The sequence below is a fragment of the Streptomyces sp. NPDC029956 genome (assembly GCF_055574655.1).
The window spans coordinates 20150-41589 of sequence record NZ_JBVHZJ010000002.1 but is presented as its reverse complement, the minus strand read 5'-3'; the positions used below and the strand labels follow the sequence as shown (position 1 = coordinate 41589).

Sequence of the window (21440 nt, the reverse complement as noted above, 5' to 3'; positions counted from 1 at the left end):
CGAAGTCTGCGTCTATGTCGTTCGGGGTGGAGCGGGTGGAGCGGGGTCGCGCCGCGCATGCGGCGCGTCGAGGTCAGCACGCACATCGCGCGACGCCTCCCATGCCCGCACCGAGGGCGCCGGAGCCCACCCGGCCGCCTTCCTTCGCGAAGGTCGCGTAGACGTTCTCGCCCATGTCAGAAGTCCCACCCTTCCTCGTCCTCGACGACCGAGACGGCCTTGGCGGTGGCGAAGGACTCGCCCGCCATGCCCGCCGCGAGCGTGGTGCCGTCCGCCGGGTCGATCAGCAGGAACGAACCGGTGCGGCGCGAGTCGGCGTACGCGTCGAGCGCGAGCGGCTCGGCGGTGCGCACCACGACCCGGCCGATGTCGTTGGTGACCAGCTGCCCCGGGTTCGGGTGCTGCGAGAGGTCGTCCAGGGTCAGCCGCGAGGGGATCTCCTTGACGATCGCCTTGACCGTGCGGGTGGTGTGCTTCAGCAGCACCCGCTGGCCGACGGCGAGCGCCCGGTCCGCCACGTGGCAGACGGTCGCCTCGATGTCCTGCGTGGTCGGCGGGGCGTCACCGCTGGGGGCCAGCAGGTCGCCGCGCGAGATGTCGATGTCGTCGGCGAGCCGGATGGTGACCGACTGCGGGGCCCAGGCGATGTCCACGGACTCGCCCAGCGCGTCGATCCCGGTGATCGTGGAGGTCTTCCCCGACGGCAGGACGGTGATCTCCTCGCCGACCCGGAAGGCACCGGCCGCGATCTGACCGGCGTAGCCCCGGTAGTCGGGGTGCTCGGCGGTCTGCGGGCGGATCACGTACTGCACGGGGAACCGCGCGTGGCAGGCCGTCAGGTCGTGGCTGACCGGGACGGTCTCCAGGTGTTCCAGGACCGTCGGACCGCCGTACCAGTCCATGTTCGCGGACGGCTCCACGACGTTGTCGCCGGCCAGCGCGGAGATCGGGATCGCGGTGATCTCCGGGACGCCGAGCTCGGAGGCGTACGTCGTGAACTCCTCGGCGATCGCGGCGAAGACGGGCTCCTGGTACTCGACCAGGTCCATCTTGTTCACGGCCAGGACCACGTGCGGGACGCGGAGCAGGGCGGCGACGGCCGCGTGCCGGCGGGTCTGCTCGACCACGCCGTTGCGGGCGTCGACGAGGACCACGGCCAGCTCGGCGGTGGAGGCGCCGGTCACCATGTTCCGGGTGTACTGCACGTGTCCGGGGGTGTCGGCGAGGATGAAGCGGCGGCGGGGCGTCGCGAAGTAGCGGTAGGCCACGTCGATGGTGATGCCCTGCTCGCGCTCGGCCCGCAGACCGTCGGTGAGGAGCGCCAGGTCGGGGGCCTCCTGGCCGCGGGAGCGCGAGGCGTGCTCCACGGCCTCCAGCTGGTCGACCAGGACCGACTTGGAGTCGTGGAGGAGCCGGCCCACCAGGGTGGACTTGCCGTCGTCGACGGAGCCGGCGGTGGCGAAGCGCAGCAGGGTGGTGGCCGCCAGCTGCTCGGTCAGCTGCTCGGTGGACGTGCTCATTAGAAGTACCCTTCGCGCTTGCGGTCTTCCATCGCTGCCTCGGACATCTTGTCGTCGGCGCGGGTCGCGCCCCGCTCGGTGAGCCGGGAGGCGGCGATCTCGGCGATGACGGCGTCCAGCGTGGTGGCGTCGGAGTCGACGGCGCCGGTGCAGGACATGTCGCCGACGGTGCGGTAGCGGATCAGCCGCGTCTGCGTGGTCTCGGACTCCTTCGGGCCGCCCCAGTCGCCGGCCGTCAGCCACATCCCGCTGCGGGCGAACACCTCGCGCTCATGGGCGAAGTAGATCTCCGGGAGCTCGATCTTCTCGCGCTGGATGTACTGCCAGACGTCCAGCTCGGTCCAGTTGGACAGCGGGAAGACACGGACGTGCTCGCCGGGGGCGTGCCGGCCGTTGTAGAGCTGCCACAGCTCGGGGCGCTGGCGGCGCGGGTCCCACTGCGAGAACTCGTCGCGCAGCGAGAACACCCGCTCCTTGGCGCGGGCCTTCTCCTCGTCGCGGCGGCCGCCGCCGAAGACGGCGTCGAAGCGGTGCTGCTGGATCGCCTCGGTGAGCGGGACGGTCTGCAGCGGGTTGCGGGTGCCGTCGGGGCGCTCGCGCAGCTTCCCTGCGTCGATGTACTCCTGCACGGAGGCGACGTGCAGCCGCAGCCCGTGCTTGGCGACGGTGCGGTCGCGGTACTCGAGCACCTCGGGGAAGTTGTGCCCGGTGTCGACGTGCAGCAGGGTGAAGGGGATCGCCGCGGGGGCGAAGGCCTTCAGCGCCAGGTGCAGCATGACGATGGAGTCCTTGCCGCCGGAGAAGAGGATCACCGGCCGCTCGAACTCGCCCGCCACCTCACGGAAGATGTGGACGGCCTCGGACTCCAGGGAGTCGAGGTGCGACAGCGCGAACGGATTGTCGGTGCTGTCGTGAACATGGGCGACGGTGGTCACAGCAGACCCCTCTCGGTGAGCAGCGCGTGGAGCTGCGCCGCGGACTCCTGCACGGTCTGGGTGTGGGACTCGATCCGCAGATCGGGGTTGCGCGGCTCGTCGTACGGGTCGTCGACGCCGGTGAGACCGCTGATCTCGCCCGCGGCCTGCTTGGCGTAGAGGCCCTTCACATCGCGTACGGAGCAGACGTCCACCGGAGTGGCGACGTGCACCTCGACGTAGGGGGTGTTCTCGGACGCGTGGCGCTTGCGGACCGCCTCGCGGCTGTCCTCGTACGGGGCGATGACGGGGACGAGGGCCTTCACGCCGTTGGAGGCGAGCAGTTCCGCGACGAACCCGATCCGCTGCACGTTGGTGTGCCGGTCCTCGCGGCTGAAGCCGAGGCCCGCGGAGAGGAACTCGCGGATCTCGTCGCCGTCGAGCACCTCGACCCGGTGGCCCTCCTCGCGGAGCCGGCCGGCCAGCTCGTACGCGATGGTGGTCTTGCCGGCGCTCGGCAGGCCGGTGAGCCAGATGGTGGCACCCGTCACGTGCTTCTCCTGAACTTCCTGAGTGTCCGTCATCCGTGCAGCCCGCATTCGGTCTTGCCGCGGCCCGCCCAGCGTCCGGCGCGGGCGTCCTCGCCCTCCAGGACGCGGCGGGTGCAGGGGGCGCAGCCGACGGAGGCGTAACCGTCCATCAGGAGCGGGTTGGTGAGGACGCCGTACTCCGTGACGTACGCGTCGACGTCGTCCTGCGTCCAGCGGGCGATGGGGGAGACCTTGACCTTGCGGCGCTTCTCGTCCCAGCCGACGACCGGGGTGTTCGCCCGGGTCGGGGACTCGTCGCGGCGCAGACCCGTCGCCCACGCGCCGTACCGGGTCAGGCCCTCTTCGAGGGGCTTGACCTTGCGCAGCGCGCAGCACAGGTCGGGGTCGCGGTCGTGGAGCTTCGGGCCGTACTCGGCGTCCTGCTCGGCGACCGTCTGACGCGGCGTCAGGGTGATGACGTGGACGTCCATGACGGCGTCCACGGCGTCACGGGTGCCGATGGTCTCCTCGAAGTGGTAGCCGGTGTCGAGGAAGACGACGTCCACGCCGGGCCGGACCCGCGAGGCGAGATGGGCGACGACCGCGTCCTCCATGGAGGAGGTGACGCAGAAGCCCTCGCCGAAGGTGTCCACGGCCCAGCGGAGGATCTCCAGCGCGGAGGCGTCCTCCAGATCACGGCCGGCCTGCTCGGCGAGTGCCTTGAGGTCGGCCGTGGTGGCGTCCTGAGTGAGCGTCATATCTCTTTCCCTCCAGGGGTGTTGCCCGAAGTGCCGGGGGCGAGCAGCCCCAGGAACTTCAACTGGAAGGCTCGGCTGCACGCGGCGCATTCCCAGGCGCCGTGGCCCTGCTCGTTGGGACGCAGGTCCTCGTCGCCGCAGTAGGGGCAGTGGAACGGTGCGGCACGCTCGCTCATGACAGTGCCTCCTCCGAGGCGCGGGCCGCCCAGGTCGCGAAGCGCTCGCCGGTCTCGCGCTCCGCCTGGAAGCGCTTGAGGACCCGCTCCACGTAGTCGGGGAGCTCGGCCGCGGTGACCTTGAGGCCGCGGACCTTGCGGCCGAAGCCGGCCTCCAGGCCGAGCGCGCCGCCCAGGTGCACCTGGTAGCCCTCGACGCGGTTGCCGTCGTCGTCCAGGACCAGCTGGCCCTTGAGGCCGATGTCCGCGACCTGGATGCGGGCGCAGGCGTTCGGGCAGCCGTTGATGTTGATCGTCAGCGGCTCGTCGAACTCCGGTACGCGGCGCTCCAGTTCGTCGATGAGCGAGGCCCCGCGGGCCTTGGTCTCGACGATCGCGAGCTTGCAGAACTCGATGCCGGTGCAGGCCATCGTGCCGCGCCGGAACGGCGAGGGCGTGACCCGCAGGTCGAGGGCCTCCAGGGCGGCGACGATCGAGTCGACCTGCGCCTCCTCGATGTCGAGGACGAGCATCTTCTGCTCGGCGGTGGTGCGGACCCGGCCGGAGCCGTGCGCCTCGGCGACCGCGGCGATCTTCGTCAGGGTGGCGCCGTCGACCCGTCCGACGCGCGGCGCGAAGCCCACGTAGAAGTTGCCGTCCTGCTGGCGGTGCACACCGACGTGGTCGCGCCAGCGGCCGGCGGGCTGCTCGGGGGCGGGGCCGTCGTTCAGCTTGCGCTGGAGGTACTCGTCCTCCAGGACCTGGCGGAACTTCTCCGGGCCCCAGTCGGCGACGAGGAACTTCAGCCGGGCGCGGTTGCGCAGCCGGCGGTAGCCGTAGTCGCGGAAGATCGAGATGACGCCCTCGTAGACGTCCGGGACCTCGTCGAGGGAGACCCAGGTGCCGAGGCGGACGCCCAGCTTGGGGTTGGTGGAGAGACCGCCGCCGACCCAGACGTCGAAGCCGGGGCCGTGCTCCGGGTGGTTCACGCCGACGAAGGCGATGTCGTTGATCTCGTGCGCCACGTCGAGCAGCGGCGAGCCGGAGATCGCGGACTTGAACTTGCGGGGCAGGTTGGAGAAGTCCTTGTTGCCGACGATCCGACGGTAGATCTCGTCGATCGCGGGCGTGCCGTCGATGATCTCGTCGGCCGCGATGCCGGCCACCGGGGAGCCGAGGATGACACGCGGGGTGTCGCCGCAGGCCTCGGTGGTGGACAGACCGACCGCCTCCAGGCGGTTCCAGATCTCGGGGACGTCCTCGATGCGGATCCAGTGGTACTGGACGTTCTGCCGGTCCGTGATGTCGGCGGTGCCGCGGGCGAACTCCTCGGAGATCTCGCCGATCACCCGGAGCTGCTCGGTGGTCAGCCGGCCGCCGTCGATGCGGACGCGGAGCATGAAGTACTCGTCGTCCAGCTCCTCCGGCTCCAGGACACCCGTCTTGGTGCCGTCCAGACCCTGCTTGCGCTGGGTGTAGAGGCCCCACCAGCGCATGCGTCCGCGCAGGTCGTTGGGGTCGATGGAGTCGAATCCGCGCTTCGAGTAGACCGTCTCAATACGTGTCCGTACGTTGAGACCGTCGTCGTCCTTCTTGAACTGCTCATTGCCGTTCAGGGGGGTGAAGTGCCCCACGGCCCACTGACCCTCGCCACGGTGGCGCCCGGTCTTGCGGCGTGCGGCGGCGGGAGTGGGGTTTTCCGGGGTGGCGGCCATGGCGTCTTGTCCTTCGGGACTGCGAGAGGGCGGCTCTGACCTGCACACTGGCGCTCAGGTCGGAGGGTGGCGCGTCAGTGCGCAGCAGGGTCGGGCAGAGTCGTGCTGAAAAGTGATCGCGGCGGTGCTGGTTCTCTCAGCGCGCCGGACAGATGGCGCTGGACATGCGGCCTAGGTCGACGTGCCGCCGACTCACCAAGGCAATTCCAGTTCCAGACATGACGGAAGCGTGTCACGGGACTTTGGACCCAGTCCAGCATCGTCCAGAATGCGGACGTAGTCGTCTCGCTTCGCGAGATGGTGTGGTCTGGGTCACGCGAAGGGGGCCCTGATCAGGGCCCCCTCACGGGTCTTCGGTACGAGGCACGTGCGGCGCGCACCGAGTGCCGTGGGTCGAGGGGCACGCACCGCGTGCCGCGCCCTGCGGCGTCAGGCGTGGGCGCCCGGCCACGGGCCCGGGGTCTCGCTCTCGTCGACCTCCTCCACCTTGGTGTCGAAGAGCCGGAAGCCGCGGCGCTCGTAGTTGGCCATGGCGTGCGGGCCGTCGAGGGAGCAGGTGTGCAGCCAGACGCGCTTCGTCGCCTCCCGCCCGGGCCAGCGCTCGGCCAGGTCCCAGGCCCTCGCCACTCCGTACGACAGCAGGTGGCCACCGATCCGGCGGCCCCGGAAGGCCGGGATCAGGCCGAAGTAGACGATCTCCACGGTGCCGTCGTCCTGCGGGTCCAGCTCCACGTAGCCGGCCGGCGTCCCCTTGTCGTACGCCACCCAGATCTCGGCGCCCGGCTTGTCGACGATCTCCTGCCACTGCTTGTACGTCAGTGACAGCCGGTCGTTCCAGCGGATGTCGCCGCCGACCGCCGTATAGAGGAAGCGGCTGTACTCCGGCGACGGGACCGCGGCCCGCGCGATCGTGATGTCGTCCCCCTCCGGGGTGGGGGAGGGACGGAGATCGGACGGTGAGGTCTGTTCGAGGGACCAGGTGGTGAGAGTGATGCGCATGGGTTCATCGCATCACGACCCCGTTCGGCGGGGCGACCGGGGGCCGGGGGGCGGGGTTGCCGGCGCGGGGGTGTCCGCATGCTGGACGGTCGTGACCGTCGGCGGCTCGGAGGGGAACGACGGCCCCCTCGATGGCGTGCGTGCCGTGCTCCGCGCCTACGCGTGCGTGCCCGCGCCTACGCGTGCGTGTCGTGCTCCGTCCGCCCACGCGTTCGTGCCCGCGCCTACGCGTGCGTGTCGGCGTCTACCCGTTCGTATCCGTGCGAGGGCCCCGTACCGCCGGCGCCAGGGAGTGGGGCAGCAGGTCCGCCGGGCGTTCCGGGCGGAGGACCTCCACCGCGACCTCCTCGCTGAAGCGGTACGGGCGGTGCGCCAGGACCCCGGCCAGGTTCCGGCGTACCCGGGACATCTCCGCCCGTACGGTCACCGTCCGTGTGCGGTCGCCGAACACGTCGTCCGCCAGCTCCGCCGCCGTCCGGCCGTCCCGGTGCATCGCCAGGACGTAGAGGAGCTCCGCGTGCCGGGGGCTCAGCTCCTGCTGCCAGCTGCCCGCCGCACCCGAGACGGACACCGTCCAGCGGCGCGGCCTGCTCATGTCCAGGACCACCCGGCTCGCCGCCGCCGTGCCCGGCTCCTCCGTCGGCGTCTCCTCCTCGACCCGCAGCAGCCAGCCGCCCGGCAGCGGCTCCACCGCGCACACACCGAGCGAGGGCAGCCACATCCGGCCGGACCGGAAGGACTTCGGCAGCGCGATCCGGTCCACCGGCGCGAGCCCCGTCACCGCCGCCGTCCAGCCGTGGGCGTCCACCGCGACGGCCCGGCCGCCCACCCGGCACAGGATCGGCGCGGCCACCGCCCGCAGCCGCTCGACCGAGCTGCGGTGCCGCTCCCGCATCTCCGCCTCGGCGAGCTGGGCCACCGAACCGACCAGGGCCAGCATCGCCGGATGGAAGCTGGACGCGGGACCGCTCACGTCCACGATGCCGAGCAGCCGCCGGTCGCGCGGGTCGTGCACGGGCGCGGCGGCGCAGGTCCAGTTGTGGAGCGCCTGCACGTAGTGCTCGGCGGAGTGCACCTGGACCGCCCGGCCCATGGCGAGGGCCGTACCGACCGCGTTCGTCCCGGTGGTGTGCTCGGTCCAGGCCGCGCCCTCCTCCAGGCAGATGCCGTTCGCCCGCCGCAGCACCGCCAGGTTCCCCTGCCGCCACAGCACCCGGCCGTGCTCGTCGGTGACCACCATGATCTGGAGGGACGTGTCGGCGATTCCGGCGAGGCCGCCGCTGAGCGTCTGCATGACCTCGGAGAGGAGCGTGGTTCTGCGCCGCTCCTCCAGCTCGTCGCGCTGGAGCAGCACGCTGCTCGTACCCTGGTCGGGGTCGAGCCCCAGCCGGGCCATCCGCCGCCAGGACGCGTCGATCACCGCACGGGGCGCGATCGGCGGCGTACGGCCGGCGAGCGTCTCCTCGCGGACCCGGCGGAGCAGCCGGGTGGCCTGGGCGGCGTCCATGGCGGCGAGGCGCTTCATGTCGAGCTGCGTGTTATTCATCGGTCTCTCCCAGCCACCCGGGGTGCTGTATCGGTTCTGCACGGGGCAGATGTCCGGAGTGTCGGTGCCCATCGTGCCGTTCGGAACCGCCCGGCGAGGCCCGGTTCGGGTAATCCTGCAACCCTTTGCAACTCTGGTCGCCGACCGGCCCCCCGGGTGAAGCTGGTGCGAGCGGCGGGTGGTGCCGTGTCGGCGCAGCACCACCCCCGCTTTTCCGCGCGTGCCGACCCTTGCGGTCCACCCCTGGCACGCGCGGCGAACTTCCCCCCGGGTGTGCGCGGTCGCCTCAGATCTCCACCCGTCCCCGCTCCACGAGCGCCCGCAGGTCCAGCGTGTGCGGCAGGGTCCCGAACGCCGCGCCCCCGTCCCCGCCCAGCCGCGCCGCGCAGAACGCGTCAGCGACCTCCGGCGGCGCCCACCGCACCAGGAGCGCCCCCTGGAGGACCAGCGCGAGCCGCTCCGCGAGCCGTCGCGCCCGGGCCTCGATCCCGTCCAGGTCCGCCAGTTCGACGAGCAGGCCCCGGATCGCCCGGTCGAGCCGGTGGTCCGCGCCTCGCGCCGCCCCGACCTCCCGCAGGAACGCGTCCAGCGCGGCGGGCTCCGTCCGCAGCGCGCGGACCACGTCGAGCGCCTGGACGTTCCCCGATCCCTCCCAGACCGAGTTGAGCGGCGACTCCCGCAGCAGCCGGGGCATCCCCGACTCCTCGACGTACCCGTTGCCGCCCAGGCACTCCAGCGCCTCCGCCACCATCGGCGTGCACCGCTTCGTGACCCAGTACTTCGCCGCCGGAACGGCGATACGGAGCAGGGCGCGCTCCTGCGGGGTGTCCGCGTCGCAGGCCGCTGCCAGCCGCATCCCGAGCACCGTCGCCGCCTCGGACTCCAGATGGAGATCCGCGAGTACGTTCCTCATCAGCGGCTTGTCGACGAGCGGCCCGCCGAAGGCCTCGCGGTACGCGCAGTGGTGCACCGCCTGCGCCACCGCCTGCCGCATCAGGGCCGCCGAACCGAGGACGCAGTCGAGCCGGGTCGCCGCCACCATCCCCATGATCGTGCGGAGCCCGCGCCCCTCCTCGCCGACCCGGCGCGCCCAGGTCGTCCCGTCGAACTCCACCTCCGCGGAGGCGTTCGAACGGTTGCCCAGCTTGTCCTTCAGACGCTGGATCGCGAACGCGTTGCGCGAACCGTCCGCGAGCACCCGCGGCACCAGGAGACAGGTGAGTCCCGCCGGCGCCTGCGCGAGGACCAGGAAGGCGTCCGACATCGGAGCCGAACAGAACCACTTGTGCCCCGTCAGGACGTACTCCCCGTCGGCCGCCAGCGGGCGCGCCTCCGTCGTGTTGGCCCGGACGTCACTGCCGCCCTGCTTCTCCGTCATCGCCATCCCGAGCAGGGCACCCGGCTTCTCCGCGACCGGGCGGAGCTCCCGCTCGTACACGTGCGAGGTCGCCGCCGGCTCCCACACCTCGGCGAGCTCCGGCTCGGCGCGCAGCGCGGGCACCGCGGCGTGCGTCATCGACAGCGGGCAGCCGTGCCCCGCCTCCGCCTGCGACACCACCAGGAACCCGGCGGCCCGGCGCACATGACCGCCCGGTCTGCCCCAGGCGTCCGTCAGGCCGGCCCCCACCGACTTGCCGAGGAGCCGGTGCCAGGCCGGATCGAAGTCGACCTCGTCGATCCGATGGCCGTACCGGTCGTGGGTGCGCAGCCGCGGCGGGTTGGCGTTCGCCCGCTCGCCCCACTCCCGGACCTGCGCCGAACCGGCGGCCTGGCCGAGCACGACGAGGTCCTCGCGGACCTCCGCCAGGAGCTCCGGCGCGAGGTGCCGCTCGACCGCCTCCGTCAGGACGGGATCGGTCATGAAGACGTCGTACCCGACCAGGGGCGGAGCCTGGTTGGTCACGGTGTGGGTGCTCGCTGCCATGCCGATACGGTAAGCAGGTGCAGGCAGCAAGCGAAACACCCGAACGGCCCGAGCGGCGGCCCTGGAGCAGGCTCCACCGCGCGCGCGTCCTCTACCGCAACGTCTCGAAGCGGAAGATGGTCTGGCTGCTTCTGAAGGACACCGTCAACTCGTGCATCGAGTACCGGATCCTCGGCCTCGCCGCCGAGGCCGCCTTCTTCACACTGCTGTCCCTGCCGCCGCTGCTCCTCGGTCTGATCGCCCTCCTCGGCTACGCCGACGACTGGACGAACACGGACACCGTGGCGAGCATCCAGGAGAACATCCTCCGCGCCGCCGGAACGGTCCTCTCCGACCGGGGCGTCGACGACATCGCCAAACCGATCCTGGACGACGTGACCCAGGGCAAACGGCCCGACCTGATCTCCCTCGGCTTCGCCATCGCCCTCTGGTCCGGCTCGCGCGCGGTGAACGTCTTCATCGACACCATCACCGTCATGTACGGACTCGACGGCCACCGCGGCATCGTGAAGACCCGCCTCCTGGCCTTCCTGCTCTACCTCGTGGCCCTGCTCATCGGTGCCGTCGTGCTGCCCCTCGCGGTCGTCGGACCCGACCGGGTCGTCGAAATCCTCCCCTGGAGCACCGAGGTCGTCTCCGTCCTCTACTGGCCGGCCGTCATCCTGCTCTCCATCGCCTTCCTCACCACGCTCTACCACGTGTCCGTGCCCGTCAGGTCGCCCTGGATCGAGGACATCCCGGGCGCCCTCGTCGCCCTCGGGATGTGGGTCCTCGGCAGCTTCCTGCTGCGCATCTACCTCACCAGCCAGGTCGAGGGGCCGACGATCTACGGCTCCCTCGCCGCCCCCATCGCCGTCCTCCTCTGGATCGGCATCTCGGCCTTCGCCGTCCTGGTCGGCGCCGCCGTGAACGCGGCCATCGACCGCGTCTGGCCCTCCGTCGCCACGGCCGCGGCCCGTGAGGCCAACGAGCGGGCCCGCGCCATCCAGGCGGCGGAACTGGTCGCACGCGTGCGTGCGGAGGCGGAGGACGTCGACGAGGACGACCCGGACATGCCGTCCGAGTTCCCCGAACGCTGGTCCCGGTTCCTGCCCCCGGACGACGTGAAGGCCCGCCTCCACTCCGGCTGGGAGAAGGACTGACCGACACGCGGGGCCTATCGTCGAGGTGTGTACGAGGAGCGCCCCGCCCTGCTCGACGGAGCCGTCCTGTGGACCCGGACCGCCGGCCCTGCCGCGGACGCCGTCCGGCCCGTCCTGCCCGACGGCTGCATGGACCTGATCTGGGCCGACGGCCACCTCCTCGTCGCCGGACCCGACACACGCGCGTACGTACCGGGGGAGATCGCCGCCCGGTACGCGGGAATCCGCTTCGCCCCCGGTGACGCCCCCGGCCTCCTCGGCGTCCCGGCCCACGAGCTGCGGGACCGGCGCGTCGCCCTCGGCGCGCTGTGGGGCGAGGCCGAGGCACGGCGGCTCGGCGAGCGGATCACCGAGGCCCCCGACCCGGCCGCCGCCCTGGACGAACTCGTCCGGCTCCGGGCCGCCGGGGCCCCCGCACCCGATCCGCTGCTCCGGGCCGTCGTGGCGCGCCTGGCGGCCGGCCGGGGGGTCGCCGAGACGGCCGACGCGGTCGGGATCGGCGCCCGTCAGCTGCACCGGCGGTCCCTGGACGCCTTCGGCTACGGCCCCAAGACCCTCGCCCGCGTCCTCAGGCTCCAGCGGGCCCTCGCCCTGGTCCTGGCGGGCGTGCCGTACGCCGAGGCGGCCGTCCGCGCGGGCTGCGTCGACCAGGCCCATCTCGCACGCGAGACCAGGGCGCTGGCCGGGACGACGCTCGGCGCCTACGTGGCGTCCGTGGCGGCGTCGGCGAACAGCGAGACGCCCGAACCGTCCGGGTCGAGGACCACGGCGTAGCGCTGCCCCCAGACCGCGTCCCAGGGCTTCAGATGCCCCCGGTACCCGGCGGCGACCAGCTCCGTGTACGCAGCGTCCACGTCCTCCGGCGTGGCGCACCGGAAGGCGAGCTCGATCCGGTTGCCGCCCTCGGGCCGCCGCCATCCGGGGTCGAAGGAGCGCACGACGTCCTCCGTGTCCCAGGCGATCCGCAGTCCGCCGGGCAGCGCGGCCTCCACGTGCGGGGCGGACTCGGCCCCGTCCGGGATCTCCAGGCCGAGACGGCGGTAGAAGGCGAGCGAGGCGGCCATGTCGGAGACGACGACGCCGATGAGGTCGAGGCGGGGTGCTGTGTTCATGGGAGCACGGTAGGCACGGGGCCCCCGCCGGGTCTTGGAGGAATCGGACGCGCGGTCCGACCGCACGTCCGACCGCACGTCCGGCGGGGCGAGACCGCCCCGCCGCCCCGGCCTGAAACGCACCCGCGATGGCCTGAATAAAACCCGTGGCGCGTGCCGATGCGGTCCGGCTACGGTGTCTCCCGTGCACGATCGCGGCAGCGCGATCGTGACGGGACCACGCGAAAGACACACAGGAGGTGTGACCGATGGCTGTCATCTCGACGGGCCTTGCCCTCACGCAGAAGTTCATCCACACCACCTCCGTGGCCACCGGCTGACCTCAACGTTCTGACACGCAGCGCCGGGGCCGCCCCTGTGAAGGGTCCCCCTTGTCTTTCCCGCTTTCCCACGTCACCTCTTCCTCGTCCTACTCCTCGTCGCTCGACGCCCATGGCTGGGACTCCGGCTGGGCCGAGGGCTTCGCTCCGTACATCGCCCACGGGCTCGTCCCCGGCCGGGTGATCCGGGTCGACCGAGGCCAGTGCGACGTCGCCACCGCCGACGGGATCGTGCGCGCCGACACGGCGTTCGTGACCCCGCACGACCCGCTCCGGGTCATCTGCACCGGCGACTGGGCCGCCATCGACCCCGAGGGCGCCGGCGACCCCCGTTACGTACGGGCGTGCCTGCCGCGCCGTACGGCCTTCGCGCGGTCCACCTCGTCCAAGCGGTCCGAGGGCCAGATCCTCGCGGCCAACGTCGACCACGCCGTCATCACCGTCTCGCTCGCCGTCGAGCTCGACCTCGGCCGCATCGAGCGCTTCCTCGCCCTGGCCTGGGAGTCCGGCGCCCAGCCGACCGTCGTCCTCAGCAAGGCGGACCTCGTGCCCGACCCCGTCGGGCTGTCCTACCTCGTCGAGGACGTCGAGACGGTCGCCCCCGGCGTCCAGGTCGTCCCCCTGAGCTCGGCCACGGGGGAGGGGCTCGACGTGCTGTCCGCGGTGGTCGCGGGCGGTACGACCGTGCTCCTCGGCGTCTCCGGCGCCGGGAAGTCGACCCTCGCCAACGCCCTCGTCGGCGAGGACGTCATGGACGTCCAGGCCGCCCGTGACATCGACGGCAAGGGCCGTCACACCACCACCACCCGCAACCTCTTCGTCCTTCCGACCGGGGGAGTCCTCATCGACACCCCCGGACTGCGCGGAGTCGGCCTCTGGGACGCGGAGACCGGCGTCGGCCAGGTCTTCTCGGAGATCGAGGAACTGGCGGCGGACTGCCGCTTCCACGACTGCGCCCACGAGTCGGAGCCCGGCTGCGCCGTGGCCGCCGCGATCGAGGACGGTTCGCTTCCGGTGCGCCGTCTGGAGAGCTACCGCAAGCTGATCCGGGAGAACCAGCGGATCGTGGCCAAGACCGACGCCCGCGTGCGCAACGAGATCCTCAAGGACTGGAAGCGCAAGGGTGCCGAGGGCCGCCACGCCATGGAGATGAAGCGCGGGCGCGTCCGGTAGCGGGCGCGCGTGCGGATGCAGGGGGGAGAGGACGCCGGTCGGGTGTCCTCTCCGCTCCCGCAACGGCAGGTCCGCTCCCGCGATGCCCTCTCCGCTCCCGCAACGCCGTGTCCGAAAACCGCGAGCCGGGGGTCGTCGGCCGTCGCACACTGGGAGACGTGAAGGACGACGACACCCGATACGAGGCGGTCAGCAGCAGGGACGCGCGGTTCGACGGCGAGTTCTTCTTCGCCGTCCGCACCACCGGCATCTACTGCCGCCCCAGCTGCCCCGCCGTCACCCCCAAACGCCAGAACGTCGCGTTCTTCCCGACGGCCGCCGCCGCCCAGGGCCACGGCTTCCGCGCCTGCCGCCGCTGCCGTCCGGACGCCGTGCCCGGCTCCGCCGCCTGGGACGTACGGGCCGATGTCGTCGGGCGCGCGATGCGGATGATCGGCGACGGCGTCGTCGACCGCGAAGGCGTGCCCGGCCTGGCCGGACGCCTCGGCTACAGCACCCGGCAGGTCCAGCGCCAGCTCACCGCCGAGCTCGGCGCCGGACCCGTCGCGCTCGCCCGCGCCCAGCGGGCGCACACCGCCCGACTGCTCCTCCAGACCACCGGGCTGCCGGTGACCGAGATCGCCTTCGCGGCCGGCTTCGCCAGCGTCCGCCAGTTCAACGAGACGATCCGCGCCGTCTACGCGCGCACCCCCAGCGCGCTGCGCGCCGAGGCGGGCAGCGGCGCCGGAGCCCGTACCGCGCTCGCCGCCGGGGTACCGCTGAGGCTCGCCCACCGCGGACCGTACGCGGCCGGCGAGGTCTTCGACCTGCTGGCGGCCGAGGCCCTGCCCCGCGTGGAGGAGGTCGTCGGCGCCCCCGGCACCCGCACCTACCGGCGCACCCTCCGCCTCCCGTACGGCACCGGGATCGTCTCCGTCGACGAGCGCTCCGCCGGACGCTGGCTGGAGGCCCGGATCCACCTCACCGAGCTGCGCGACCTGACCACCGCCGTGCACCGGCTGCGCCTCCTCTTCGACCTGGACGCCGACCCGTACGCGGTCGCCGAGCGGCTCGGCGCGGCGCCCGGGCTCGCCGCCGAGGTGGCCGCCCGGCCCGGCGTACGGTCCCCGGGGACGGCCGAGCCGGAGGAGTTCGCGCTGCGGACGCTGCTCGGCGCGGCGGAGTCCGCCCGGGTCGTCGAGGCGCACGGCACCCCGCTGGCCACCGGGTGCGGCAGCCTCACCCACGTCTTCCCGGAGCCCGGGGCACTGACCGGCCACCCCGTCGCCGGCCCGCTGGCCCGCGCGCTCGCCGACGGAGCCGTACGCCTCGACCCCGGCGCCGACCGCGACGAGGCCGAGACCGCCCTCCGGGCCGTCCCCGGAGTGACCGCGGAGGCCGCCGCCCTCATCCGGATGCGCGCCCTCGGCGACCCCGACGTACCCCCGGCGGGTGTCCCGGCCACGGAGGAGTGGCGGCCCTGGCGCTCGTACGCCGCCCGTTACCTCAGGACCCCGCTCCCGGCGGCTCCTCAAGACCCCAGCTGTGGATCCGGCGCGGACGGATCCGGATCACCTCCTCGCTGAAGTGCGGGCCCAGCGCGTGCGGGCCGACCAGGAGCTCCGCCTCGCCCCGGATCTCGACGCCCCGCACCCGCCAGGGGCGGACGCTCGCGAGATCGTCCACGACCAGCGCGACCTTCGGGTTCGCCCGCAGATTGCGCCACTTCTTGGTACGGCCCATCGCGAGGCCGCCCACCAGGACGGTGCCGTCCTCCTGCGGGAAGAAGCCCACCGGGTTGACCTGGGGCTGACCGGAAGGGTCGACCGTGGCCATCCGGGCGAGCTGCCGGCCGCCCGTGAGATACGCGCGTTCCGCCGCGTTGAAGCCCTCGAAATCCCTCATGGAACCAGCATCGTGCGCCCGCGCCCCGCGCGGATCGGCAGCCGGACCCGTCCAGTCTCCCCCTTGCGACCTAGGTCCTGTCGTCGAACCCCTCAGCGGACCTGGGCCCTGCCCTCGAACCCCTCAGCCCCAGAGCACCGCCCCGGCCCACGCCCCCACGATCAGCAGGCAGGAGAAGAGCTCCACCAGGACGCTCGTGCCGGCCGCCCGCATCACCGTCCGGGTCGCCGCCCTGGCCTGGCCGTGGCCGCCCAGCCGGAGGCGTTCCGAGAGGTAGATCCCGCCGACGAAGCCGGGGATCGCGCCGAGCACCGGCACCAGGACGAAACCCAGGACGGCGCCCGCGCCCGCGTACGTCACCATCCGACGGGTGATGCCCACACCCCGGAAGCGACGGGGTGGCAGCTGCCAGACCACCACCTGGGTCAGCAGCAGCAGACCGGTCGTGGAGGCGAGCAGGATCCAGGCCAGGTCGGTCCGCTCGTGCAGGGACCACCAGAGCATGGCGGCCCACACCAGCCACGTCCCCGGCACGCCGGGGGTAAGCACCCCGAACACACCGAGCAGCATCACGGTCGCGACCATCAGGAGCTGCCACACACCCACGCGCCCAGCGTCCCCCACAACCGGCGTCCGCGCAGGTCGCGGCGGGCATCCGGGTACGCCGCGGGCGGGGCGCCGGGCCCCTCAGCCGCGCGCCACCCAGCCCTTCTCGTACGCGTGCCAGCCCAGCTGCAGCCGGGTCGTCACCCCGGTCAGCTCCATCAGGCCCTTCACCCGGCGCTGCACGGTACGCAGACCCAGGTCCAGCTGCTTGGCCACGCTCGCGTCCGTCATTCCGGCCAGCAGCAGTGAAAGGATCTCCAGGTCCATGACATCCGGACCGGGCGCCTCCTCCTCGGTGATCTGCGCACCCGCCCCGAGTCTCAGCGGCAGCGCCTCCCGCCAGACCGACTCGAACAGACCCATCAGCGATTCCAGGAGCCCGCTCGCGTGCACGACGATCGCCGCCGGTTCCACGCCCCGCCCGGTCAGCGGCACCATCGCCAGGTTCCCGTCGGCGACCACCAGCTTCGTCGGGACCCGGTCCGCGACCCGGATCCGCTCCTCGCGGCTGAGCGCCGCCGAGAGTTCGAGCAGCCCGGACGGGAGCGTCAGCACATCCCGCTCGATCACCACCCGGTAGCGCACCCCCCGCCCGGCGGCCTGCTCCTCCGCGTCGTTCTCCATGCCGGAGACCGCGATCGGCTTGCCCGTCACCAGGGCGCAGACCTCCTCCTGCGCGCCCAGCTGGAGCTGCAGGAAGCGGTGGGTGACGGCGCCGGCGCCGGTCACCACCTCCACCAGATCGTGCACGGCCGCCTCCGCCGCCTCCGCCCGGTACTCCTCGGCCAGCAGCGCCGCCGCCAGCTCCGCCTGCTCCAGCTCGTGGCGCTGCTGGGTGAGGAGGGCGCCCAGGGCCACCCCCGGCGGCGCCGCCACCCACCGTCCGGTCCTGGCCGAGGACTGCGCGGCGAGGCCCTGCGACTCCAGGCGGCGCAGCGCCCGCTCGGTGTCCTGCTCGGGCAGCGCGAGCCGGTGCGCCAGGTCGGTCACCTCGGCCGCGCCCAGCGCGACCAGCGCCCGGTACGCGGACTCCTGGCGCTCATCGAGTCCTATCGCTCCCAGCATGGATGCCCCACCCCTCGCCCTACCTCCGGAGGCGCGCCCCGGATCTTCCCAGGACCTCCACCGGAGGCATTCGTTCCGTTGGTGACCTGGCGGGAAACGGCCACGGCGTATTCCCGCCTCGCCCATCATCCCTGTACCGCCCTCACCTCTGCCAATGTGGCGCCACCGCAGCACCAACAGCCTCCGGAGACGGGTGCCTTGTGCCCTTTTTCCGGAATCAGATGGGGAGAGCGATGCGCCCGATTTCGCGTACGGCCATGGGGGCGGCGACCGCCGTCGTCCTGGCCGTCACCGCGGTCGCGCCGTCCGTGGCGAACGAGCCGCAGGACGACCCGGCCGGCAAGCGACCGCTGGTGGGGAGCGAGGCCGCGGCCCGCACCGGGGACCGTCCCGTCACGGTGACCCTGGTCACCGGGGACCGCGTCGTGGTCAGCCACGACGCCGACGGCAACCCCTCCGCCACCGCCCTGCCGCGTGAGGACGGAACCGTCCCCCTGGTCCAGACCCGCCGCTCCGGCCAGGACCTGTACGTCTACCCCGAGGGCGCCACCGACGCGCTCGCCGCGGGCCGCGTCGACCACGAGCTCTTCAACGTCACCGGCCTCGTCCGGCAGGGCTACGACGACGCCGCCACCACGACGCTGCCCCTCATCGCGGTCTACGGCTCCGACCTGGCCCGCTCCGTTCCCGCCGCCCCGCGCGGCGCGAAGCGCGGCCAGGTCCTCAGGACCGTCGACGGCGTCGCGCTCAAGGCGGAGAAGAAGCAGGCCGCCACGTTCTGGGCCGAGGTCAACACCCCCACGGCCCGCTCCGCCTCCGGAATCAGGAAGCTCTGGCTCGACCGCAAGGTCCAGGCCACCCTGGAGCGCTCGACGAAGCAGGTCCACGCCCCCGAGGCCTGGGCCGCGGGTTACGACGGCACGGGCACCAAGGTCGCCGTCCTCGACACCGGCGCCGACGCCGAGCACCCCGACCTCGAGGGCCGGATCGCCGCCGCGGAGAACTTCACCGACTCGGACAGCGCCGACGACCGCCAGGGCCACGGCACCCACACCCTCTCCACCGTCGGCGGCTCCGGTGCCGCGAGCGACGGCAGGAAGAAGGGCGTCGCACCCGGCGCGGCCCTCCTCAACGGCAAGGTCCTCAACGACTCCGGCTCCGGCGCCGCCTCCTGGATCATCGCGGGCATGGAATGGGCCGTCGCCCAGGGCGCCGACGTCGTCTCGATGAGCCTCGGCAGCCCCGTACCCACCGACTGCACCGACCCGATGAGCCTCGCGGCCGAGGAACTCGCCCAGAACAAGGGCACGTTGTTCGTCATCGCCGCCGGCAACTCGGGCCCCACCCTCAACACGGTCTCCTCGCCCGGCTGCGCGCCCAGCGTGCTCACCGTCGGAGCCACCGACCGCGACGACTCCACGGCGTACTTCTCCAGCCGCGGACCGACGATCGTCAACCACACCCTCAAGCCCGAGATCGCGGCGCCCGGCGTCGGCATCTCCGCCGCCGCGGCCGGCGGCCGGGGCGTCTACGCCTATCAGTCCATGTCCGGTACGTCGATGGCCACCCCGCACGTCGCGGGCGCCGCCGCCATCGTCAAGCAGCGCCACCCCGACTGGACCGCCCAGCAGGTCAAGGCCGCGCTCGTCGCGTCCGCCGAGAGCTCCGTCCCCGGCGACGTCCGCGAGGTCGGCGGCGGCCGACTCGACGTCAAGGCCGCCATCGACCAGACGGTCCTCGGCTCGCCCGCCGTCCAGGGCGGCACCTACAACTGGCCGCAGGACAGGACCGACCGCACCACGGTCTCCGTCCCGTACACCAACACCTCCGGCGCCCCGGTCACCCTGAACCTGGCCGTCGAGAAGGTCACCGGCAACGACGGCTCCACCGTGCGGAGTCCTGTCGCCCGCCTCGGCGGGCGCACCGTCACCGTCCCCGCCGGCGCCACCGTCCAGGTCCCGCTGGAGCTCGACCCCACGGCCCGCCTCGACCGCGCCCAGTACGGCGACGTCACCGGCCGCGTGATCGCCACCGGCAAGGGCGGCATCCACGTCTCCACCCCGTTCTCGCTCTACGTCGAGCCCGAAACGGTCACCCTGCGCGTCAAGCTGATCGACCGCCAGGGCAAGCCCGCCGCCGGAGCCTCCTCCCTCGACGTCATCGGCACCGACGTCGCCAGTGGTGAGCGTCGCTTCAACGACGGGGCCACCGACCAGGTCTACCGGGTGCGCCCCGGCAGCTACTTCCTCTCCTCCTTCGTCGCCACCCCCGACGCGGGCGAGAGCGCCACGCTGAACGACTCGCTCAGCTACCTCGGCCGCCCGCAGCTGGAGGTCAAGAAGGACACCACCGTCGTCCTCGACGCCCGCAAGGCCCACAAGCTGTCGGTCGCGACCGACAAGGCCTCCGAAATCCGCGGCGCCACCCTCGCGTTCGCCCGCTCCTGGGACGGCTTCTGGATGCACGCCGGAACCGCCGCCGGACCGCGCACCATCCGCGGCTACTACGCCTCGGTCGAAGGCGGCGCCGACGAGGGCGACTTCGAGTTCGGCAGCTACTGGCGCACCGCCGCCCCGCAGATCACCTCGCTGCGCACCTCCGACGGACTGACCCTGCACCCGCTCACCGCGTCCACCGGCTCCGACAACCTCGACGGCACCGGCTCCGCCCGGCTCGTCGACGCCGGAACCGGCACCCCTGAGGAGCTGAAGGCCGCCGGCGTCCAGGGCCGTATCGCCCTCGTCCGGCTGCCCGACGGCTCCACCAACGCGGGCGCCCTCGCCCGGGACGCCAAGGCCGCCGGCGCCGTCGCCGTGATCGTCCACCACACGACGCCCGAACGCTGGTACCCCGGCGGCTCGTTCACCGGCCTCGGCCTGCCCGTCCTCTCCGTCCCGTCCGGCGAGGCGGCGGCCCTCCGCGGCAGGCTGGCCGCCGGTGAGGTCACGCTCGGCTGGAAGGCCACCGCGAAGAGCCCGTACTCCTACAGCCTGGCCTTCCCCGAGTCCGGCTCCGTCCGCGACGACAAGACCTACCGCGTCCGGGACGACCGCCTCGGCCGCAAGGACGCCCGCTTCGGATCCGCCGGAATCGGCGCCGACTTCATGTACTTCGCGGACGCCTACCGCCCGAACGGCACCCGTGTCTCCTTCGGCTCCCTGGAGAGCGTCCCGGCACCCGGCAGCCGCACGGATCTCTACACGACCGGCGACACGGCCTGGGGGGAGATGGTCGGCAGCAGCTTCCCCTTCGGCGAGCTGATGATCGGCGCCCCGCACACGTACACGTCCGGCGAGAAGCGCACCGAGAACTGGTACGACGGCGTCATCGCCCCCACCGCCCCCCGCGACGCCACCGGCAAGCCGGTCCTCGCCGCCGAGCGCCAGGGCAACTACATCGGCTTCTCCGCCGCCATGTGGGGCGACGGCACCCACCACGCCGAGCCCGGCTCCTTCGGTGACATCGGCAACCTGAGCCTCAGCCGCGACGGTGAGCTCCTCGGGCAGAACGGCTGGCCGTTCGGCGCCTTCGAGGTCCCGGCCGAAGCCGGGACGTACACGCTCGAACAGAACACCATGAAGATCGGCAGCAAGGTGTGGGCCCGTTCCACCTCCGTCAACTCGGTATGGAAATTCACCTCCAAGCTTGACGAGAGCGTCTATTCTCAGGGCATCCCGATTCTCTTCCCCCGGTACGACCTTCCGGAGGACGGACTCAAGACCCTCGCCGCGACCGACGGCCAGCACATCGGCCTCACCGCGACGGGTCACGCGGGCTACACCCCCGCAGCGCTCACCTCGGCCAAGCTCTCGTACTCCTACGACGGGGGTACGACCTGGACCGAAGCGCAGGTCTCTCAGCAGGGCGGCCACTGGACCGCGACCGTGAACCACACGGGAGCGACCGGTAAGCCGGTCACCCTGAAGACCGAACTGACGGACGCCAACGGCAACTCCGTCACCCAGACCGTGGTCCGCGCCTACGACGTGCGCTGATCACGCCGGTCCGCCGGGCGTCCTTCCCGTGGGGGGTGGGGCCGCCCGGCGGATCACCCATGTGCAGCAACGGTTTTCCGGA

At 72.5% G+C, this 21440-nt stretch carries 19 protein-coding genes; 5 read left to right on the top strand and 14 right to left on the bottom strand.

Features of this window, described 5'->3' with window-relative positions; all coding sequences use genetic code 11:
- Nucleotides 1–176 precede the first annotated feature (176 nt).
- From ACZ4XX_RS01400 to ACZ4XX_RS01355, 10 genes are all read right to left on the bottom strand, one after another.
- Nucleotides 177–1520, bottom strand: coding sequence for a sulfate adenylyltransferase subunit 1 (locus ACZ4XX_RS01400; RefSeq protein ID WP_468505963.1), 1344 nt, complete (start codon nt 1518–1520; stop codon nt 177–179).
- Nucleotides 1520–2455, bottom strand: a complete 936-nt coding sequence (gene cysD / locus ACZ4XX_RS01395; protein ID WP_055600886.1) for a sulfate adenylyltransferase subunit CysD — start codon at nt 2453–2455, stop codon at nt 1520–1522. Before cysD ends, ACZ4XX_RS01400 begins: the two co-directional genes overlap by 1 nt.
- A complete protein-coding gene (cysC, locus tag ACZ4XX_RS01390) occupies nt 2452–3033 on the bottom strand; it encodes an adenylyl-sulfate kinase (RefSeq protein WP_468505962.1) in 582 nt (193 codons plus the stop codon). Before cysC ends, cysD begins: the two co-directional genes overlap by 4 nt.
- Entirely contained in the window at nt 3015–3722 is a 708-nt protein-coding gene (locus tag ACZ4XX_RS01385) for a phosphoadenylyl-sulfate reductase (protein WP_468505961.1), read from the bottom strand. The genes cysC and ACZ4XX_RS01385 overlap by 19 nt, the downstream gene beginning before the upstream one ends.
- Complete coding sequence (locus ACZ4XX_RS01380; protein ID WP_078944884.1) at nt 3719–3898, bottom strand: hypothetical protein; 180 nt, start codon at nt 3896–3898, stop codon at nt 3719–3721. Before ACZ4XX_RS01380 ends, ACZ4XX_RS01385 begins: the two co-directional genes overlap by 4 nt.
- Nucleotides 3895–5592 carry a nitrite/sulfite reductase gene (locus ACZ4XX_RS01375; RefSeq protein ID WP_468505960.1) on the bottom strand — a complete coding sequence of 566 codons (1698 nt, stop codon included), beginning with the start codon at nt 5590–5592 and terminating at the stop codon, nt 3895–3897. The genes ACZ4XX_RS01380 and ACZ4XX_RS01375 overlap by 4 nt, the downstream gene beginning before the upstream one ends.
- Before the next feature lie 136 nt (nt 5593–5728).
- Nucleotides 5729–5812: a putative leader peptide gene (locus ACZ4XX_RS01370; RefSeq protein WP_310591794.1), complete on the bottom strand. Its 84-nt coding sequence runs from the start codon at nt 5810–5812 to the stop codon at nt 5729–5731.
- 209 nt (nt 5813–6021) lie between these two features.
- Nucleotides 6022–6591 carry a GNAT family N-acetyltransferase gene (locus ACZ4XX_RS01365; protein WP_468505959.1) on the bottom strand — a complete coding sequence of 190 codons (570 nt, stop codon included), beginning with the start codon at nt 6589–6591 and terminating at the stop codon, nt 6022–6024.
- A 244-nt stretch (nt 6592–6835) separates the two neighbouring features.
- Nucleotides 6836–8137 (bottom strand): GAF domain-containing protein, encoded by a 1302-nt coding sequence (locus tag ACZ4XX_RS01360; protein WP_468505958.1) that lies wholly within the window; start codon nt 8135–8137, stop codon nt 6836–6838.
- A 286-nt stretch (nt 8138–8423) separates the two neighbouring features.
- Nucleotides 8424–10061, bottom strand: a complete 1638-nt coding sequence (locus ACZ4XX_RS01355; protein ID WP_468505957.1) for an acyl-CoA dehydrogenase family protein — start codon at nt 10059–10061, stop codon at nt 8424–8426.
- Nucleotides 10062–10078: 17 nt separating this feature from the next.
- Between ACZ4XX_RS01355 and ACZ4XX_RS01350 the strand changes: the two genes are divergently transcribed.
- Both ACZ4XX_RS01350 and ACZ4XX_RS01345 read left to right on the top strand, forming a co-directional pair.
- Nucleotides 10079–11203, top strand: coding sequence for a YihY/virulence factor BrkB family protein (locus ACZ4XX_RS01350; protein WP_468505956.1), 1125 nt, complete (start codon nt 10079–10081; stop codon nt 11201–11203).
- A gap of 27 nt (nt 11204–11230) precedes the next feature.
- Complete coding sequence (locus ACZ4XX_RS01345) at nt 11231–11977, top strand: helix-turn-helix domain-containing protein (protein ID WP_468505955.1); 747 nt, start codon at nt 11231–11233, stop codon at nt 11975–11977.
- Here the strand turns inward: ACZ4XX_RS01345 and ACZ4XX_RS01340 are convergent.
- Nucleotides 11905–12315: a VOC family protein gene (locus ACZ4XX_RS01340; protein ID WP_468505954.1), complete on the bottom strand. Its 411-nt coding sequence runs from the start codon at nt 12313–12315 to the stop codon at nt 11905–11907. The genes ACZ4XX_RS01345 and ACZ4XX_RS01340 overlap by 73 nt on opposite strands.
- Nucleotides 12316–12686: 371 nt before the next feature.
- On the opposite strand from ACZ4XX_RS01340, the gene rsgA reads away from it, so the two are divergent.
- Nucleotides 12687–13808, top strand: a complete 1122-nt coding sequence (gene rsgA, locus ACZ4XX_RS01335; RefSeq protein ID WP_468505953.1) for a ribosome small subunit-dependent GTPase A — start codon at nt 12687–12689, stop codon at nt 13806–13808.
- Nucleotides 13809–13915: 107 nt separating this feature from the next.
- Nucleotides 13916–15373 (top strand): DNA-3-methyladenine glycosylase 2 family protein, encoded by a 1458-nt coding sequence (locus ACZ4XX_RS01330; protein ID WP_468505952.1) that lies wholly within the window; start codon nt 13916–13918, stop codon nt 15371–15373.
- Here the strand turns inward: ACZ4XX_RS01330 and ACZ4XX_RS01325 are convergent.
- The 3 genes from ACZ4XX_RS01325 to ACZ4XX_RS01315 all read right to left on the bottom strand — a co-directional run bounded on the left by ACZ4XX_RS01325 (nt 15294) and on the right by ACZ4XX_RS01315 (nt 17363).
- Complete coding sequence (locus ACZ4XX_RS01325) at nt 15294–15692, bottom strand: PPOX class F420-dependent oxidoreductase (protein ID WP_468505951.1); 399 nt, start codon at nt 15690–15692, stop codon at nt 15294–15296. The genes ACZ4XX_RS01330 and ACZ4XX_RS01325 overlap by 80 nt on opposite strands.
- A gap of 123 nt (nt 15693–15815) precedes the next feature.
- The gene (locus ACZ4XX_RS01320) at nt 15816–16298 is read right to left on the bottom strand and encodes a DUF456 domain-containing protein (protein ID WP_468505950.1); all 483 of its coding nucleotides are present in this window, start codon (nt 16296–16298) and stop codon (nt 15816–15818) included.
- Between the two features lie 81 nt (nt 16299–16379).
- Nucleotides 16380–17363, bottom strand: a complete 984-nt coding sequence (locus ACZ4XX_RS01315; RefSeq protein ID WP_468505949.1) for a helix-turn-helix domain-containing protein — start codon at nt 17361–17363, stop codon at nt 16380–16382.
- A gap of 233 nt (nt 17364–17596) precedes the next feature.
- On the opposite strand from ACZ4XX_RS01315, the gene ACZ4XX_RS01310 reads away from it, so the two are divergent.
- Complete coding sequence (locus ACZ4XX_RS01310; protein WP_468505948.1) at nt 17597–21358, top strand: S8 family peptidase; 3762 nt, start codon at nt 17597–17599, stop codon at nt 21356–21358.
- The last annotated feature ends 82 nt before the right edge of the window (nt 21359–21440 follow it).

Bases quoted from the DNA above. Each gene is read 5' to 3' on its own strand.
- ACZ4XX_RS01400 (WP_468505963.1), bottom strand. From the start codon at position 1,520: ATGAGCACGTCCACCGAGCAGCTGACCGAGCAGCTGGCGGCCACCACC.
- ACZ4XX_RS01385 (WP_468505961.1), bottom strand. From the start codon at position 3,722: ATGACGCTCACTCAGGACGCCACCACGGCCGACCTCAAGGCACTCGCC.
- ACZ4XX_RS01340 (WP_468505954.1), bottom strand. From the start codon at position 12,315: ATGAACACAGCACCCCGCCTCGACCTCATCGGCGTCGTCGTCTCCGAC.
- cysC (WP_468505962.1), bottom strand. From the start codon at position 3,033: ATGCGGGCTGCACGGATGACGGACACTCAGGAAGTTCAGGAGAAGCAC.
- ACZ4XX_RS01355 (WP_468505957.1), bottom strand. From the start codon at position 10,061: ATGGCAGCGAGCACCCACACCGTGACCAACCAGGCTCCGCCCCTGGTC.
- ACZ4XX_RS01310 (WP_468505948.1), top strand. From the start codon at position 17,597: ATGCGCCCGATTTCGCGTACGGCCATGGGGGCGGCGACCGCCGTCGTC.
- ACZ4XX_RS01315 (WP_468505949.1), bottom strand. From the start codon at position 17,363: ATGCTGGGAGCGATAGGACTCGATGAGCGCCAGGAGTCCGCGTACCGG.
- ACZ4XX_RS01370 (WP_310591794.1), bottom strand. From the start codon at position 5,812: ATGTCTGGAACTGGAATTGCCTTGGTGAGTCGGCGGCACGTCGACCTA.
- ACZ4XX_RS01325 (WP_468505951.1), bottom strand. From the start codon at position 15,692: ATGAGGGATTTCGAGGGCTTCAACGCGGCGGAACGCGCGTATCTCACG.
- ACZ4XX_RS01375 (WP_468505960.1), bottom strand. From the start codon at position 5,592: ATGGCCGCCACCCCGGAAAACCCCACTCCCGCCGCCGCACGCCGCAAG.
- ACZ4XX_RS01365 (WP_468505959.1), bottom strand. From the start codon at position 6,591: ATGCGCATCACTCTCACCACCTGGTCCCTCGAACAGACCTCACCGTCC.
- ACZ4XX_RS01380 (WP_078944884.1), bottom strand. From the start codon at position 3,898: ATGAGCGAGCGTGCCGCACCGTTCCACTGCCCCTACTGCGGCGACGAG.
- ACZ4XX_RS01360 (WP_468505958.1), bottom strand. From the start codon at position 8,137: ATGAATAACACGCAGCTCGACATGAAGCGCCTCGCCGCCATGGACGCC.